The organism is Paenibacillus sp. LS-5, assembly GCF_056121505.1.
Map to the genome: position 1 here is coordinate 86687 of NZ_JBWAVA010000003.1, position 15203 is coordinate 101889.

13 protein-coding genes are annotated in these 15203 nt (G+C 53.6%); 4 read left to right on the forward strand and 9 right to left on the reverse strand.

All coding sequences use genetic code 11. The annotated features are described in order from the left end of the window. The first annotated feature begins 204 nt into the window (after positions 1–204). Positions 205–1482, forward strand: coding sequence for a BaiN/RdsA family NAD(P)/FAD-dependent oxidoreductase (locus AC0MA3_RS05995; RefSeq protein WP_474655491.1), 1278 nt, complete (start codon positions 205–207; stop codon positions 1480–1482). Positions 1483–1612: 130 nt separating this feature from the next. Here the strand turns inward: AC0MA3_RS05995 and AC0MA3_RS06000 are convergent, their stop codons facing one another. From AC0MA3_RS06000 to mobA, 4 genes are all read right to left on the reverse strand, one after another. Further along, positions 1613–2653: a sensor histidine kinase gene (locus AC0MA3_RS06000; protein ID WP_474655492.1), complete on the reverse strand. Its 1041-nt coding sequence runs from the start codon at positions 2651–2653 to the stop codon at positions 1613–1615. Continuing rightward, positions 2650–3330, reverse strand: coding sequence for a response regulator transcription factor (locus AC0MA3_RS06005; protein WP_379157018.1), 681 nt, complete (start codon positions 3328–3330; stop codon positions 2650–2652). The genes AC0MA3_RS06000 and AC0MA3_RS06005 overlap by 4 nt, the downstream gene beginning before the upstream one ends. Continuing rightward, positions 3260–5125, reverse strand: coding sequence for an ABC transporter ATP-binding protein (locus tag AC0MA3_RS06010; RefSeq protein ID WP_474655493.1), 1866 nt, complete (start codon positions 5123–5125; stop codon positions 3260–3262). Before AC0MA3_RS06010 ends, AC0MA3_RS06005 begins: the two co-directional genes overlap by 71 nt. Positions 5126–5229: 104 nt before the next feature. Beyond that, positions 5230–5850 (reverse strand): molybdenum cofactor guanylyltransferase, encoded by a 621-nt coding sequence (gene mobA / locus AC0MA3_RS06015; RefSeq protein ID WP_474655494.1) that lies wholly within the window; start codon positions 5848–5850, stop codon positions 5230–5232. A gap of 248 nt (positions 5851–6098) precedes the next feature. On the opposite strand from mobA, the gene AC0MA3_RS06020 reads away from it, so the two are divergent. Next, complete coding sequence (locus AC0MA3_RS06020) at positions 6099–7319, forward strand: MFS transporter (protein ID WP_474655495.1); 1221 nt, start codon at positions 6099–6101, stop codon at positions 7317–7319. A 159-nt stretch (positions 7320–7478) separates the two neighbouring features. Here the strand turns inward: AC0MA3_RS06020 and AC0MA3_RS06025 are convergent, their stop codons facing one another. Continuing rightward, a complete protein-coding gene (locus AC0MA3_RS06025; RefSeq protein WP_474655496.1) occupies positions 7479–9179 on the reverse strand; it encodes a glutamine--tRNA ligase/YqeY domain fusion protein in 1701 nt (566 codons plus the stop codon). A gap of 228 nt (positions 9180–9407) precedes the next feature. On the opposite strand from AC0MA3_RS06025, the gene AC0MA3_RS06030 reads away from it, so the two are divergent. Both AC0MA3_RS06030 and AC0MA3_RS06035 read left to right on the forward strand, forming a co-directional pair. After that, a complete protein-coding gene (locus AC0MA3_RS06030; RefSeq protein ID WP_474655497.1) occupies positions 9408–9653 on the forward strand; it encodes a DUF2164 domain-containing protein in 246 nt (81 codons plus the stop codon). Between the two features lie 27 nt (positions 9654–9680). Beyond that, positions 9681–10229: a GNAT family N-acetyltransferase gene (locus tag AC0MA3_RS06035; RefSeq protein WP_474655498.1), complete on the forward strand. Its 549-nt coding sequence runs from the start codon at positions 9681–9683 to the stop codon at positions 10227–10229. A gap of 123 nt (positions 10230–10352) precedes the next feature. Here AC0MA3_RS06035 and AC0MA3_RS06040 read toward each other — a convergent pair whose 3' ends face one another. From AC0MA3_RS06040 to AC0MA3_RS06055, 4 genes are all read right to left on the reverse strand, one after another. After that, positions 10353–10997 carry an MOSC domain-containing protein gene (locus tag AC0MA3_RS06040; RefSeq protein WP_474655499.1) on the reverse strand — a complete coding sequence of 215 codons (645 nt, stop codon included), beginning with the start codon at positions 10995–10997 and terminating at the stop codon, positions 10353–10355. Next, complete coding sequence (locus AC0MA3_RS06045) at positions 10978–11508, reverse strand: N-acetyltransferase family protein (protein ID WP_474655500.1); 531 nt, start codon at positions 11506–11508, stop codon at positions 10978–10980. The genes AC0MA3_RS06040 and AC0MA3_RS06045 overlap by 20 nt, the downstream gene beginning before the upstream one ends. Positions 11509–11585: 77 nt before the next feature. Continuing rightward, the gene (locus AC0MA3_RS06050) at positions 11586–12797 is read right to left on the reverse strand and encodes an MFS transporter (RefSeq protein WP_379156991.1); all 1212 of its coding nucleotides are present in this window, start codon (positions 12795–12797) and stop codon (positions 11586–11588) included. A gap of 128 nt (positions 12798–12925) precedes the next feature. Further along, on the reverse strand, positions 12926–15022 hold the full coding sequence (locus AC0MA3_RS06055; RefSeq protein WP_474655501.1) for a molybdopterin-containing oxidoreductase family protein: 2097 nt from the start codon (positions 15020–15022) through the stop codon (positions 12926–12928). Positions 15023–15203: the final 181 nt, after the last annotated feature.

Genomic DNA, 15203 nt, shown 5'->3' on the forward strand with positions numbered 1-15203 from the left:
TCCTCCAATATTCTTAAAATTACGTGCAATCTGTATTAAGAATAGAGGGTGAATGTAAAGTGATGTCGAAATTTGTTGAACACTTTTGTAATCTCAAATCCCGTAAAGATTCACCGGCTCTCAGCACCTCCGGCCTTTTTCGAACTTTCGCTGCAGCATTTTATGCTATGATGTAAAAAAACAACAGGAAAAGGAAGATGAACCTTGGATTATGAAGTAATTGTCGTCGGCGGGGGGTCGGCGGGACTGATGGCAGCCGCTGCCGCGGCCGAACACGGCGCGCGGGTGCTGCTCCTCGAAAAAGGTGACAAACTCGGCCGCAAGCTCGGCATTTCGGGGGGCGGACGCTGCAACGTGACCAACAACAAGGAGTATGATGAGCTGATCAAATGGATTCCCGGCAACGGCCGGTTTCTGTATAGCGCGTTGTCACAGTTCGGCAGCCGCGAGATTATCGATTTATTCGAGGGACTCGGTATCCGGCTGAAAGAAGAAGATAACGGGAGAATGTTTCCGGTCAGCGACAAAGCGAAGACTGTGGTCGACACGCTGGTCCGGCGGGTGCGTTCACTCGGCGTGGAGATCCGCCTGAATACGCCGGTAACACGCATACTGTACGAAGATAACCTTTGGACGGCCGGTGTACAGCTGCCCATCGGCGATACGATCAGCGCACCCTGCGTTATCGTGGCCGTCGGAGGCAAATCCGTGCCCAAGACCGGCTCAACCGGGGACGGCTACGGATGGGCAGAACAGGCGGGGCATGTGGTGACGAAGCTTTATCCGACCGAAGTTCCGCTGACCTCCGGCGCGGCCTTTATACAGAGCAAGGAGCTGCAGGGGCTGTCGCTGCGCGAGATTGAGATGACGGTTTGGAGCAGCAAAGGCAAGAGGCTGGTAACGCATACCGGCGATATGCTGTTCACGCACTTCGGCCTGTCCGGCCCGGCGGCGCTGCGCTGCAGCCAGTACGTGGTCAAAGAACTCGATAAACAGGCCGGCGGCACGGTGCGGGTCACGATCGACCTGATGCCGGACCGCAGTGCGAGCGAGGTGTACCGGGATACAATGCATCTGACGGCAGCAGACCCGAAGAAGGCGATCAAGAACGTGCTCAAGAGCTTGCTGCCGGAAAAGCTGATCCCGTTGTTACTTGTCCGGGCCGGGCTCGATGAAATGCTGACGCACGACAATATTCCGAAGGCCGGATGGACCGAATTGTCGGAGCTGATCAAGGCGTTTCCGGTTCCGGTAAACGGCACGCTATCGATCGAAGAAGCGTTCGTGACGGGCGGCGGCGTCAGTCTAAAAGAGATCAATCCGCGGACGATGGAATCCCTGATGAAGAAGCGCCTATATTTCTGCGGCGAAATTCTGGACATCCACGGTTACACCGGAGGCTACAATATTACGGCGGCGTTCTCGACCGGCCATGCGGCGGGAACAAGTGCCGCGGAGCAGGCACTGGCGCTGCCGGAGTAGACGGCAGTCAGCCCCGGCAGGCGCGCGGCGCTTCGCTGATTACGTATCGACAACAGACCTGCGATCCGCTGATGATCGGAGACGCACCGGCTCTCCGACGCTGTGCGTGAACGGCAGATTACCTTTATGACTACATAGGCAAAACCACTACACAAGCCGTCCCCTCCCCGGGACGGCTTGTAATGGTTATGGTTCCATCGTGAAGATCCACGATTTTTTGAACCAGAGACAAACCTAGTCCGCTCCCGCCTCCGCTGGTGCTTCTGGCTTGATCCACCTTATAGAAACGCTCGAAGATGCGGGGCAGTTCCTCTTCGGCAATGCCGATGCCAGTGTCCCGAATCTCTACCTCTACCCGGCCCTCCAGTGCCTTCAGCCGGACAGTGATCAATCCGCCCTGCGGGGTGAATTTGATGCTGTTGTGCAGCAGGTTGGTCCATACCTGGCTCAGAAGATCTTTGACCGTTTCTACAGTGGCCTCCTCCAGCTCTGCCTCGACTTCGATGTCCTTACCCAGCCACTGCGGCTCACAGGCCAGAATCATCTCCTGCAGCTGCTTATCCAGCCGGTAGGCCTTGCGCTCGAACGGAAAGCTCTCCGCTTCGAGTACCGACAGCTTCAGCAGATTGTCACTGAGTCCGGAGAGGCGGCTGCCTTCGGCTTCAATAATGTCAAGATAATGCGCCTTGCTCTCTGCACTTAGTCCTTCATCCCTGAGAGCCCGGGCGAAGCCGCGGATGGAGGTGAGCGGGGACTGGATCTCATGAGAGACATTCGAGATGAAGTCCTGTCGCATCGTTTCCATCCGGTTCAGTTCGCTGGCCATTTCGTTGATGCCCTCGATAATGCTGCCAAACTGGCCATACTCCTTGCTGTTCAGCTCCACATGAAAATCCCCTTTAGCGATTTGTCGGATCGCCGCAAGAATCGGCATAAAAAAAGCCCTTTCCCGTCCCTTCGTGGCAAATGCCACCAATCCCACCAGACCGAACATAATAAGCATCTGCAGGCCCATGATCAGCAGCTGATAGGTGTATGCGGACAACTCCCAGCCGAATTGATGCAGAATCAGTCCCGCCCCGAAATAACCTCCATTCCAGGTGACAAACAGCAGCGACAATAATCCAAGGATCTTTAAAATAATCCTGCAAACTTCCCAAAACCTGCTCATTTGACTTCACTCTCCAGGCGGTAGCCCAGACCACGGACCGTACGGATGGCAAAACCATAATCCTCCTTGGGAAAACGGTCACGTAAGCGGCCCACATGCACATCCAGCGTACGCTCATTTCCATCAAAGTCATAACCCCAGATTTCCTCAATCAGCCGGTCACGCGTCAGTGTCTGCCCCGGATAACTGGCCAGCTTGAACAACAGCTCAAACTCCTTCAGCGGCAGTGTAAAGCTCCCCTGATCCGCGGTTACCTCGTACGTTTTGCGGTTCATGCGCAAAGCGCCGACATTGACGCTCTGCGCGGCAGAAATCTGATATCGTTTGAGCAGCGCCTTAACCCGCGCAATCAGTACCGGAGGCTCGAACGGCTTGACCAGATAATCGTCGGTCCCCAGTTCGAAGCCTTTGACGATCTGCGAGGTTTCCCCTTTGGCCGTCAGCATCAGGATTGGGAACTCATAGCTTCTCCTAAGCTGCCGGCACAGTTCCCAGCCATCCATATTCGGCATCATGACATCAATAACCGCCAGATCCACACTGTTATCCTCAAGGACCTGCAGCGCCTCCATTCCATCAGAAGCACCGTATACCTCTTCCATACCTTCAGCCCTCAAGAAGACTTCCACCAATTCGCGGATGTGCGGATCGTCGTCCACTACCAGAATTTTGGCCATATTCTGCTGAACCCTCCTCTTCTCCGCCGCCTGGAAGCTCCGGCGTATTCAGCTGCAGCTGCTGGTCGGCGAATTCCCGGTACAGCTCATGCCCTCTAAGCAGCTCCTCATGTGTTCCCCTGCCGGTAATCCGGCCCTTTTCCATAAAAATAATCTGATCTGCATTCACCACAGTGGCCAGCCGGTGGGCAATGACAATCGTCGTCCGCCCCTTCATCAGATTGGACAAAGCTTTCTGCACCACCGCCTCCGACTGGCTGTCGAGACTGGAGGTAGCTTCGTCGAGCATCAGAATCTTGGGATCGCGCAGCAGCGCCCGGGCAATAGCAATCCGCTGGCGCTGACCTCCGGACAGCTTCACCCCGCGTTCTCCAACATCCGTATCATAACCCTGCGGCAGCTCGCTGATGAAGCCGTCGGCATAGGCCATTGCTGCCGCACGGCGCAGCTCATCCGCGCCAACCTCCCGGTTCAGGCCGTAAGCAAGATTGTCTGCGATTGTGCCTGAGAGCAGCGGGCTTTCTTGAGACACATAGCCAATCAGTTTACGCCAGGAACGAAGGGAGAAGGTGGATACCGGCTTCGCTCCCAGCTTAATCACTCCGCTCTGCGGTTCATAGAACCGTTCCAACAGCGAGAAGAGAGTAGTTTTGCCACCACCGCTGGGTCCGACAATCGCCGTCACCTGTCCCGGCAGCATGGAGAAGCTCACTCCGCTGAGCACAGGTTCACCTGTTTGGTAGCCAAAGCTTAATTCATCGATCATGATAGGTTCTTCTGCACCCTTAGCTTCCTCTACCCCCTCATAAATCTCCTCATCAGCCTCCAGAGTCTCAATAATCCGTTCAGAGGCGCCTTTGGCTTTTTGAATCTGGGTGAAGAACTGGGTCAATTGGGTTAGCGGCATCACAATCTGAATCAAATACAGAATGAAGGCGACCAGTTCCCCTGCGGTCAGGACACCTGAAGACACCTGCATTCCGCCGTAACCGATAATCACTACCAGCAGCATCATGAATACGAAGGAGACGAGCGGGCTGATCATGGCACTGATTTTGCCCTCGCGGATCCCGAAGGACAGCAGGTTCATGATTCCGTTACGTCCCGCTTCATATTCTTTTTGTTCTGCTCCTGAGGATTTCACCAGCCGGATCTCTGACAACACACCGCTCAGTGTAGCGGTAAAGGAGGCTGTTTCATCCTGGGTTCCCTTGGATATTTTGTACATCTGCCGTCCCAGCGGAACCAGAATCAGCGCGGACAACGGGAGTACTGTGAACAACACCAGTGTCATTTGCCAGTTCAGATAGAGCAGTACGACGATCGAGCCGACAATGGAGATCACCCCGGTGAACAGACTCGCCAAATGCTCCGAAATCAGCGACTTAATGATCCCGGTGTCGTTCGTCATCCGGCTGACACTTTCTCCGGTACGGTTATCGTTATAGTAGGCTACCGGAAGCACAAGAAACTTGCGCCACAGCCGATCCCGCAAGCCTGCCACCGTCTTCTGTCCGGCATAGTTCAGCAAGTAGATCGACACGCCTCCGGCAATCGTCTGGGCAATAAAAGCTCCCGCAATACCGGCAATCTGCAGCTTACTGATAGAAGCCAGTGAGAACCCGTCGACCAGGTTCTTGGTGAACATGGGAATCACAAGACCCACCAGAGTCGATATCATACTAAGTGCAACAGCAAGAATAAGCATTCCGTAGGAAGGCTTAGTACCCTGTAAAAGCTTCAAAAAAGATTTCAAGGACGCTCCCTTTTTCTTGTCAGGCCGATTATTATTCATAGAAATTCCCCTTTCCAGCGGATCCATGTCCAGGGACATCTGTAGTTTCTTCCGCCTTAATCATCACATTATCTCAGCTGTGTAAACTGAAGTTAAACCGCTGATTACTGTGCAGAGGAATCATCTGCTGGAAGCAATGCCAGCTCGAGGGCCGCTGCATAGTCCTCCGGTGTGTTCATGTTATAGAGCGGGGACGGTCTGAACGTATAGTCTTCTTCTTGAATATAGAGAACCTTCAGGTTATCCAGACATTCCATGACTTTGAGCCTCTGCTGGCTCAGTGCTTCTTCAAGAACCGGCAGTGCCCGCTTATGGAAAAGTCCCAGCAGCGGCTGCGCACGCCCGGATACGGAGACTGGAACCACCGCGTCTATCTGTTCTGTTTGGATAGATTCCATCATAACCCGCATAAATTTCGCTGAGGCAAACGGCAGATCGCAGGCAGCCACCACATTCCATTCCGTAGACGAGCAGCTTAGTGCCGCATGAAGCCCAGCCAGCGGGCCGCAGCCCGGATACAAGTCCGTGACCTGGGGCAGCTGTAAAAAACGGTATTCCTCCCGTTCCTGCTCCCCGCAGGCAATGAGCGTGTTCCCGGCCACCTTGGACAGCTCCTCTGCGAGACGGGCAAGAATCGGCTTGCCTCCAAGCTCCAGCAGCGCCTTATCACGGCCCATCCGTCTGGAATATCCCCCCGACAGCAAAATCCCCGTGAACTGAGGCATCTTTTTCCCCTCCCGGCTTACATATTAATTGCTTTCAGAAGTCATCGTATCAAACTTTACCGCGGGAGAACAGGAGACTTGCAGACTTCAAATGATTTCTCAGGCAGTGTCTTATTCCCGGCGGTAAGGAAATGTCTTCAAATGTTGGTTTGTATCCCTTTTCAACAAATGTTACAGTGGTAGAAGCAGCGTGTTGCTGGCTGTTATAAATACGTGCAAGGCATTTGGCAGGAAGGGAGTGCCCAATTTTGCGGGAGAACCTTGATAAGAAACTTTCCTTCACTTCATTGAAGTGGTTCAACTTCTTCTTGTATGGAACAGTCGTCCTCTTTACCAGCTTCTTTCCACTGTACCTTCAGGAGGTGGGGATGAACAAGCTGGAGATCGGGAGCTTAATGTCTGTCGGGGCGCTTGTCTCCATTATTGCTAATCCCTTCTGGGGTATCTGGACAGACCGGTATCAGAATATCCGCCGGATTGTGCTGCTGATGCTGACAGGGACGCTGGTGTTATCCCAGGTTGTGTTTCAGGCAAATACATATGAAATGATCTATATCTCCATCCTGTTCTTTTATTTCTTCCAGGGTCCGCTGTTTGCTGAGAGCAACACGATGATTCTGAGCTATATTGACGGCACGAAGCACCGCTTCAGCTCTTTCCGGTTGTGGGGATCACTGGGGTGGGCGTTCACAGCCATTCTGGCCGGACCGGTGATCGATTGGGGGGGCGTATCCGTACTGTCCTATCTTTTCGCGGCGCTGCTCTGTGCAGCTATGATCTCTCTGATCGTCCTGCCGAGGCTCGATCATTCCATCGGCATTGCGCCGCTGCCATTTAAAGGGTTCGGCCAGATCTTTTATCATCCGTTTTTTCTGAGCTTCATCTTCTTCGGCATTCTGGTCTCGATTCCGAATACGATGAACAATACCTTCGTGTCTCTGTATATCACAGAGCTTGGAGGAAGCAAAACCATGATCGGGCTGGCCGTGTTCCTCTCCTCGATTCTGGAGGTGGCAGTTCTGCTGCTGTGCGACCGTTACCTCAAACGCAGCATTCCTGTACTGCTCGGCTGGCTCGCCCTGGTCAGCGCCCTGTTTGTCATTCGCTGGTGGCTGATGGCCGATGCGACTACACCGCTGCAAGTAGCTTTTATACAAATTCTGCATTGCGTTACGTTCGGCGGATTCTTCTATGTTGGCACCCGGCTGACCATGCTGCTGGTTCCGAAGCCTTACCGTTCCTCGGGACAAGCGCTGTATACCCTGACCTGGAGCGGCCTCTCTGGCATTATGGGTGGCATTCTCGGCGGCTGGATGTACCAGTATCTTGGTGCACAGAGCATGTATCAGACAGGCGTCTTTCTGACGCTGATCGGAACCCTGGGATTCGGTGCCATGTGGCTGCTTGTCAGCCGCGGCGGCTATCACCCGCACGGCAGGCATCCGGAAGAAGATCTGGAGGATATTTGAACCGGAGCTTTGATGCACGAGACTTAGGTCCATTAAAAACAGAAAAGCAGCGATCTTCCCGTCCGATGACTGGAAGATCGCTGCTTTATTTATTGGGGGACTGCCTCTGTCTATAATGACTTCGGGCAGCCCTCTTGCGGCATTTCAGGGGATTCAGCCTTATTTGGCCGGCTGGAACGAGCTTTTAAGGGATACGATTAGATTAAATACCAGATGATCCGGTGACGAATATTTGCTGTCCACATTGAAGTAACCATGACGGAAGAACTGGAACTTGTCCTGTGCAACGCTGTCCTTCAGCCCCGGCTCCACAAAACCATGGAGGATCTCCATAGATTTGGGGTTCAACTGATCCAGGAAGGTTGGTTCCGGTTTGTCTGCGGATGACTCCATACCTTCAACTTCAGCCTCCGTATCGGCCTCTTCAGCGGAAATCAGCGGCTCATACAGGCGGAATTCTGCCGGTACAGCCTGGCTGGCATCCACCCAGTGCAGCGTTCCCTTAACTTTCCGGCCGGTGAAGCCACTGCCACTCTTGGTTTCGGGGTCGTACGTACAATGCAGTTCGACAACTTCACCGTTCTCATCCTTAATGAAATCCGTGCATTTGATGAAATAGGCATTCTTTAGGCGTACTTCATTGCCGGGGAACAGACGGAAATACTTGTTCGGCGGGTTCTCCATGAAGTCATCACGCTCAATGTAGATCTCACGGGAGAATGGAATCTGGCGGGTGCCCATAGCTTCATTCTCCACATTGTTCTCAATTTCGAACCATTCTGTCTGGTCTTCCGGATAGTTGGTGATAACTACCTTCAGCGGCCGCAGCACCGACATGGTCCGGGGAACCGTCAGCTTGAGATCCTCACGGATGAAATGCTCCAGCATCTGAAGGTCCACCAGGCCCTGGCTCTTGGAAATCCCCGTCTCATGCACAAAACTCCGAATTGCTTCCGGCGTATATCCACGGCGGCGGAGCCCGGAGATCGTCGGCATGCGCGGATCGTCCCAGCCGTCAACATGGCCTTCATCCACCAGCAGCTTCAGCTTGCGCTTGCTCGTGACTGTCTGGGCGAGATTGAGGCGCCCGAATTCATATTGATGCGGAGAAGCGGGCATCTCACACTCGGCTACCACCCAATCATAGAACGGCCGCTGGTCCTCGAATTCCAGAGAGCAGAGGGAATGCGTCACATGCTCAATAGCATCCTCAAGCGGGTGCGCAAAGGTATACATCGGATAGATACACCATGTATCGCCCGTATTATGGTGATGAGTATGGGAAATCCGGTAGATGACCGGATCGCGCAGGTTGATGTTCGGTGAGGACATATCAATTTTGGCACGCAGTACCTTTTCGCCATCCTTGAATTCACCTGCCCGCATACGGCGGAACAGATCCAGGTTCTCCTGGGTGCTGCGCTCCCGGTACGGGCTGTTCACTCCCGGTTCGGTCAGCGTACCGCGATGCTCACGGATTTGATCGGCGGTAAGGTCGTCCACGTAAGCTTTGCCTTTTTGAATCAGCAGCTCCGCTCTTTCGTACATTTCCCCGAAGTAATCCGAAGCAAAACGCAGCTCTTCCCATTCATAGCCGAGCCACTTCACATCTTCCTGAATGGAGTTCACGTATTCCGTATCTTCTTTGAGAGGATTGGTATCATCGAATCTCAGATGGGTCTTGCCGCCGAATTCATCAGCCAGGGTGAAGTTAATCCAGATTGCTTTGGCATGCCCGATATGTAAATATCCGTTCGGCTCCGGCGGAAAGCGGGTGACCACTTCCTTCACTTTTCCCGAGCTCAGATCTTCGGTAATGACATTCTTGATGAAATTGGAGGGTGTTCCACGGTTCTCCACAGTTATCAACCTTTCATTCTGTAATATTACTACTTCCTTGTATGAACATGTTTCCTACTAATATACCCGTTAACCGGGGAATGTTCAATAAAAGTCAAGAAGAAACGGCTGGGGGGTCCAGCCGCAGAGAACCAGCGGTTCAGGGCACTTTGACTTATTTCCCGGCTATGGAGTAGCATGGGGATTATAGGTATATGTATCTTATCACTATGCGAGGAGGACTAATCCATGAAGCCAATTAAGCTGCCTAAAGAGCAGCGGGAGATCATTACAGAGAATATCCAGGCCTACTTTGAGGCGAAGCGCGGCGAGACCATCGGCCATCTGGCGGCGGACAGCCTGCTGGAATTCTTCCTTCAGGAGCTGGGACCGGCCATTTACAACGGGGCGCTGGGAGACTGCCGCACCCTGGTAGAACAGCGGATGCAATCGCTGGAGGATGACATTTACGCATTGGAATGGAAGAAACGCTAATCCTTGTGCCACAGAGGGGGCAGCTTCATGTTTAATTATGTCATTGATGAAGAGCTTATCCTGAAGTTGCTCTTGCCTGAGCATGCACGCCATATGTTTGCACAGGTAGAACGTTCGCGCACCCGGCTCAGACAATGGTTGCCTTGGGTAGACGGTGTGACAGAGCAGGCTCATTTGGAGACTTTTATCAAGAATTCCGTAAGACAGGGCAGCGAAAATGGCGGTTTCTCCGCCGGACTATGGGTCCGCGGTGAGCTGGCCGGGATCATCGGGTACCATGAGATTGACTGGCACAACCGTTCGGTCGGCATCGGCTACTGGCTCGGCGAAGGGTATGAAGGCAAAGGCTACATGACCAGCGCCTGCCGGGTCTTCGTGGATTACGCCCTGCTAGAAATGGATCTGAACCGCGTCGAAATCCGCTGCGCCACCGGCAACAGGTCAAGCCGGGCCATACCTGAGCGGCTGGGCTTTGTATTCGAGGGCGTCATCCGCCAGGCCGAAAAACTCCCGGGCGGCTATGTGAACCACGCTGTCTATGGCCTGCTGCGCAGTGAGTGGAAGCTGCTAGGATGAAAGATCTGAGCCATACAAATCCCCGGAGGACTTACTCCACCGGGGATTTAGCCTGACTATACACTTAATAGCCGCAATGAATCTGACCAGATGAAGTGTACAATATACACTTAGCATCATTCGTTACTTTTCCTCCGCATCCAGCCAGCCCTGGAACTTCGCCCGCGTCACAGCAGACAGGGTTTCCAGCCGGGCAAGCTCCGCCAGGCCAGTCTTGTCCTTGCGTCCATGCTCCATTAGATAGAGCACCTGCTTGATAGGAAAGCTACCCTCGCCAGTTTCTTTCTTGATGATTTTGTCGCCTGCGGCCACCGCACCCTCGCACAGTACGCGGAAATAGAAGCCGCTGTATCCGGTATGCAGCACATGGGCCGGCATATCGGCCGGTCCATGTTTTTGTGCCAGCTTATAGCACGGAAAACGCGGCTGGCTAACCTGCAGCAGAGCTGAACCTATCTCGTACACATCCCCGATGCAGACTTCGGTCTCCAGCAGGCCGCTGGCTGTGATATTTTCACCAAAGGCCGAATACTCCAGGTTCTTGCCAAGCCACCTCTCCCAATAGGTATAATGCTCAACGGGATACACGCACACTGCTTTGTCGGGGCCGCCGTGATTCACAAGATCCGCTTGTCCGTCTCCGTCGAACCCCTCAGAATGAAGCCGCACCCTGCCTGCTGCAGGCAGTTTATAAATCCCTGTTTCCAGCGGCTTGCCCCGGTAATCCACCGTCTTCGGCTTGCCTACATTAAGCGAGATGACTTCCATTCCTATTCCCTCCGATCAGTATGCAGCTCATAAAGACCTCATCCACATAACGTCCGCCGAGATAGAACTCTTCATGCAGCCGGCCTTCTTCCACAAACCCGCATTTGCGGTAGAATGCAAGCGCAGGCTCATTGCAAGACAGCACACGCAGACGCAATTTGCGGATTCCATTCTCCGCTGCGTGAATTTTGATCGCCTGTATCAGCTGGCTCCCAACACCCTGTCTCTGAAACCGGGGGTGAACGGCAATATTGACCTCACATACATGACGGTTGCTCTCCATGCCACTGGGGCAGCCAAAGCCGACATAACCGCACAATTCATCATCCTGCAGAGCTACCAGCTGCGAACCGGGAGGAGCATGCATCAGATAATCCTCGCGCGAGCGCCACATTAACGGTCCGGGTGTTGTGTCCTCGGTCCAGATCATATTATCAAGAACAATCAGCTCCCGGGCATCCTTGAATTCCGAGGGCCGGATCGTTAAAGCATCCCTGTTCAGTTGTTGCATCGCTTTACACTCCTTGCCTTACTCTAATCACCCGGAAATGGGCTACCCTATTCCTGTACGGATTCCCACTTGAGGAATTATGCTGTATTCCGTTCAAGTGTACGGGACATGCGGTTGATGTATGCATGGAATCCGAAGAACCCTACAGACAGAACAGCCATCCCGCAAGCCAGCCACCCCGTCGGTGCAAGCCCTCCGCTGTCAAACTGGACGCCCAGCAGATAAGGCCCGATCACTCTGCCGACCGCGCCAATTCCGCCACTGAGTCCCAGATAGAATGGGGCACTATGGCCGGAATGATCTGAAATGAACGAAGGCATCGCGGGAGAGATCAGCATCTCTCCAAGTGTGGCCAGCACCATCGCCAGCAGCAGGCCCGGGTAGCTTGGCATAAGCAGGATTACCGCATAGCCGGCCAGATAGAACACTGCGCTTGTTGTCATCTGTGCCGTAGAGGTTGCCGCGAACCAGCGTTTGATCAGGCTGACTAGCGGCTGGGCGGCAAAGATCAGAATTCCGTTCAGCGTCCACAGGAAGCCGTAGGTCTGCTTCGGCCAGCCTTCCGAGATAATGAACGGGGATACGCCGGCATTCCAGATCGAATTCCCGATCAGCAGAAACATTGAACCTATTGCCATGAACAGGTAAATCCGCGTGTGGCCCATGAGCCTCCAGCCGGATTGTTCTGTCTGTGATTGTCTTCTGAGATGCTGTTCATCAGGTGCTGCTGTTCCCACTCTGCGTAAATAAAAAAAGAAAAATACGGCAAACACCGCCGAGGTCACTCCGTTCAGCACGAAACTAAGCATATAGTTGCCCAGAAATCCGCTAAGTGACGTTCCGATGGCTACTCCTATATTATTGCAAACATAGATGATGTTAAACAGCTCCGAACGCTGCTCGGCAAAGCGGAATCCGACGAAGGCCTGGATTGCCGGCAGAGACAGGGAGTTGAACAATCCGAATAATCCCATCAAGATGATGAACAGATGCCAGTTGCTGCTTGCCGCAGGAATGGAGAATAAGGACAAGGCAGTCAGGGCAAGAGCCCCCACAATCAGGCGGTTAACGCCGACTTTATGATAGAGTGAGCCACCCAGAAGCTGGCCGGCAATCCCGCCGAGCGCCTGAACAAGCAGCACGATACCGGCATCCTTCATGCTTCGGCCCAGCTCATCAAATACATACATGGTCACAAGCGGCCACATGAGCGCGCTGCCGGTTGCGTTGATCAAGCTGGCAATAAGAAATACTTTAACTTCCTTAGGATAACCTTGCAAAAACTTCATATTTTGTCTTTCATCCCCTGTAAACCTCATGTCATTAATTCATCCAGTATCATCCCAAAACAGGGTCAAGAGCAAGCATATGAACTAACGCTTTATCGCGTCACCCCAGCAAAACAATTTTACTCAAATTAAACAGATTCCCCTGCGGACTGCACTTCTTCTCTTCGCTTCACTTCAACGGTTGCTGAGAAAAAAGTGGCCCCATTGCCCATATCGCTCAGCCGGTCCGGTGTCAGTACGTTAACCCTCTGTCTGCGCCCTTTACCTTCCCACCAAAGCCCCTGGCTGATTACAGTGCCCGGAAGCATTTTGTCCGTTACCATTGCCCACAGCTCAATACTGCCCCGGCCGTTATACACGGTCAGTTCGTCACCGTCGGCAATGCCTCTTGCCACTGCATCTGCAGGATGAATCTGCAGCGTAGGCCGCTTCTCCATGCGCTGGTGCTTCTCCACATTGGAGAAGGTGGAGTTCAGGAAATTATGGTTCGGCGGTGACACGAACATCAGAGGATACGCTGTCCCCGGCTGCGGCAGCCGTTGACCGTCATAGCCTTCCTTCAGCGGCATATATGTTGGCAACGGAGGGAGCCCGGCAAGCTCCATAGCTTTGGAATAGAGCTCGATTTTGCCGGATGGTGTAGGTAGATGTTCCAAATAATCCGTCTGTGGAGACATATCCAGCTTCACGAACCGTTCCGCCTGAAGCCGCTCCAGCGTGACTCCGTTCATATACGGGTTGCGCGGATGATCGAGCGCCTGACGGATCATATCATATTCAGAATCGCTAAATGCCGCTGCATCAAAGCCCATCGCCCGTCCAAGCAGCGAGAACACTTCCATATTGCTTTTGCATTCACCCGGTGCATCCAGCACAGGCTCCTGGAGCTGCATATAGTGATGCCAGTATGAACCGTACAGATCCACATTCTCAAGTGTGGAGGTTGCAGGCAATATGATATCGGCATAAAGAGCTGTGTCAGTCATAAACAGATCATGTACGACTGTGAACAAATCCTCGCGGGCAAATCCCTTGCGTACTCGCTCCGCATCGGGAGCCACTACCACAGGATTGCAGCAGTAGACGAACATGCCCATGACTGGTTGCTCTTTCATCTCCAGCGCTTCCCCGATCCGGTTCATATTGATCGTGCGTGTCCCGCGGTTCGGACGCAGATCGGGACGCGTCAGCGCACGGGCGTTCGTTGCGGTGTAGCCCCCGTTCGACTTGATCGCTCCGCCCCCGGTCTTCAGCCAAGCACCTGTAAGGGCCGGCAGACAAGCAATCGTACGCACATTCATACCGCCGTTATCATGGTGCTGCAGGCCATTGCCGATGTGGATATGTGATACCTTGGCTTCGCCGTACAGCCTGGCCAGCTTCTCGATATCTGCCTCCGCAATGCCAGTAATCTCTGCTACCCGCTCAGGCGGATAGGCAAGCACATGTTCTCGCAGCTCATGATGCCCGGTTGTATAGCGCTCCAAAAATGCTTCATCCGTCATCCCGTCCCTGAACAGGATATGCATCATCCCCAAGGCAAGGGCTGTATCCGTCCCGGGATACAGAGGCAGGAACCAGTCTGCCCACTGCGCCGTACGGTTGCGGTGCACATCGATTACAACCACCTTCGCCCCCCGCTTGCGCGCCTGTTCGGCATAGACGACCTGATGCATATTGGTACTTACAATATTGCCGCCCCAGACAATGATCAGATCCGCATGGACCGTATCCTCCGGACTCGTCCCGCCATTGAATCCCATCGTATATTTCCAGCCGGCCGTACCCGCTGCACTACAAATCCCCTGCTCCAGACGGCTTGCGCCCAGCGCATTAAAAAACCTCCGGTCCATCCCGTCCACGCTAAGCACCCCCATATTGCCATAAAAGCTGTACGGAAGAATGCTCTCCGGCCCATGAGAGGCCGACAATTCCTTGAAACGGCCGGCTATTTCGCCGATGGCCTCATCCCAGCTGATCGGTGTGAAAGAGCCGCTTCCTTTCGGCCCAGTACGACGCAGTGGCTGCAGCAGACGTTCGGGATGATGTACCCGCTCAGCCATATGCCGCACCTTGTTGCAGATCGCCCCTTTGGTCACCGGATGCTCGGGGTTGCCTTCCACTTTAATAATTTTGCCATTCTGCTTATGCACTAGCAGTCCGCATGTGTCAGGGCAATCCAGCGGACATACCGCCGGAAAGACCCCATCTCCGCTGTAACTCATGGGCGTAAGTCCTCCCTTATCGCTTGAATATGTATATTCTATAACCGCACTTCTTCCACGTAAAGAAAATAGGGAAAAACCAGCTGATTCGTTCCAATTGTGCCAGGGTAATAGAGCATATGAAACACTCCCTATGAATTCGCCGTGAGCCCGATTTCGTTCCCCCGAGTCGGAATTGCAC

Excerpts from the sequence above, each read along its gene's own strand:
- AC0MA3_RS06000 (WP_474655492.1), bottom strand. The coding sequence starts at position 2,653 with ATGAGCAGGTTTTGGGAAGTTTGCAGGATTATTTTAAAGATCCTTGGA.
- AC0MA3_RS06005 (WP_379157018.1), bottom strand. The coding sequence starts at position 3,330 with ATGGCCAAAATTCTGGTAGTGGACGACGATCCGCACATCCGCGAATTG.
- AC0MA3_RS06010 (WP_474655493.1), bottom strand. The coding sequence starts at position 5,125 with ATGAATAATAATCGGCCTGACAAGAAAAAGGGAGCGTCCTTGAAATCT.
- mobA (WP_474655494.1), bottom strand. The coding sequence starts at position 5,850 with ATGCCTCAGTTCACGGGGATTTTGCTGTCGGGGGGATATTCCAGACGG.
- AC0MA3_RS06030 (WP_474655497.1), top strand. The coding sequence starts at position 9,408 with ATGAAGCCAATTAAGCTGCCTAAAGAGCAGCGGGAGATCATTACAGAG.
- AC0MA3_RS06035 (WP_474655498.1), top strand. The coding sequence starts at position 9,681 with ATGTTTAATTATGTCATTGATGAAGAGCTTATCCTGAAGTTGCTCTTG.
- AC0MA3_RS06040 (WP_474655499.1), bottom strand. The coding sequence starts at position 10,997 with ATGGAAGTCATCTCGCTTAATGTAGGCAAGCCGAAGACGGTGGATTAC.
- AC0MA3_RS06045 (WP_474655500.1), bottom strand. The coding sequence starts at position 11,508 with ATGCAACAACTGAACAGGGATGCTTTAACGATCCGGCCCTCGGAATTC.
- AC0MA3_RS06050 (WP_379156991.1), bottom strand. The coding sequence starts at position 12,797 with ATGAAGTTTTTGCAAGGTTATCCTAAGGAAGTTAAAGTATTTCTTATT.
- AC0MA3_RS06055 (WP_474655501.1), bottom strand. The coding sequence starts at position 15,022 with ATGAGTTACAGCGGAGATGGGGTCTTTCCGGCGGTATGTCCGCTGGAT.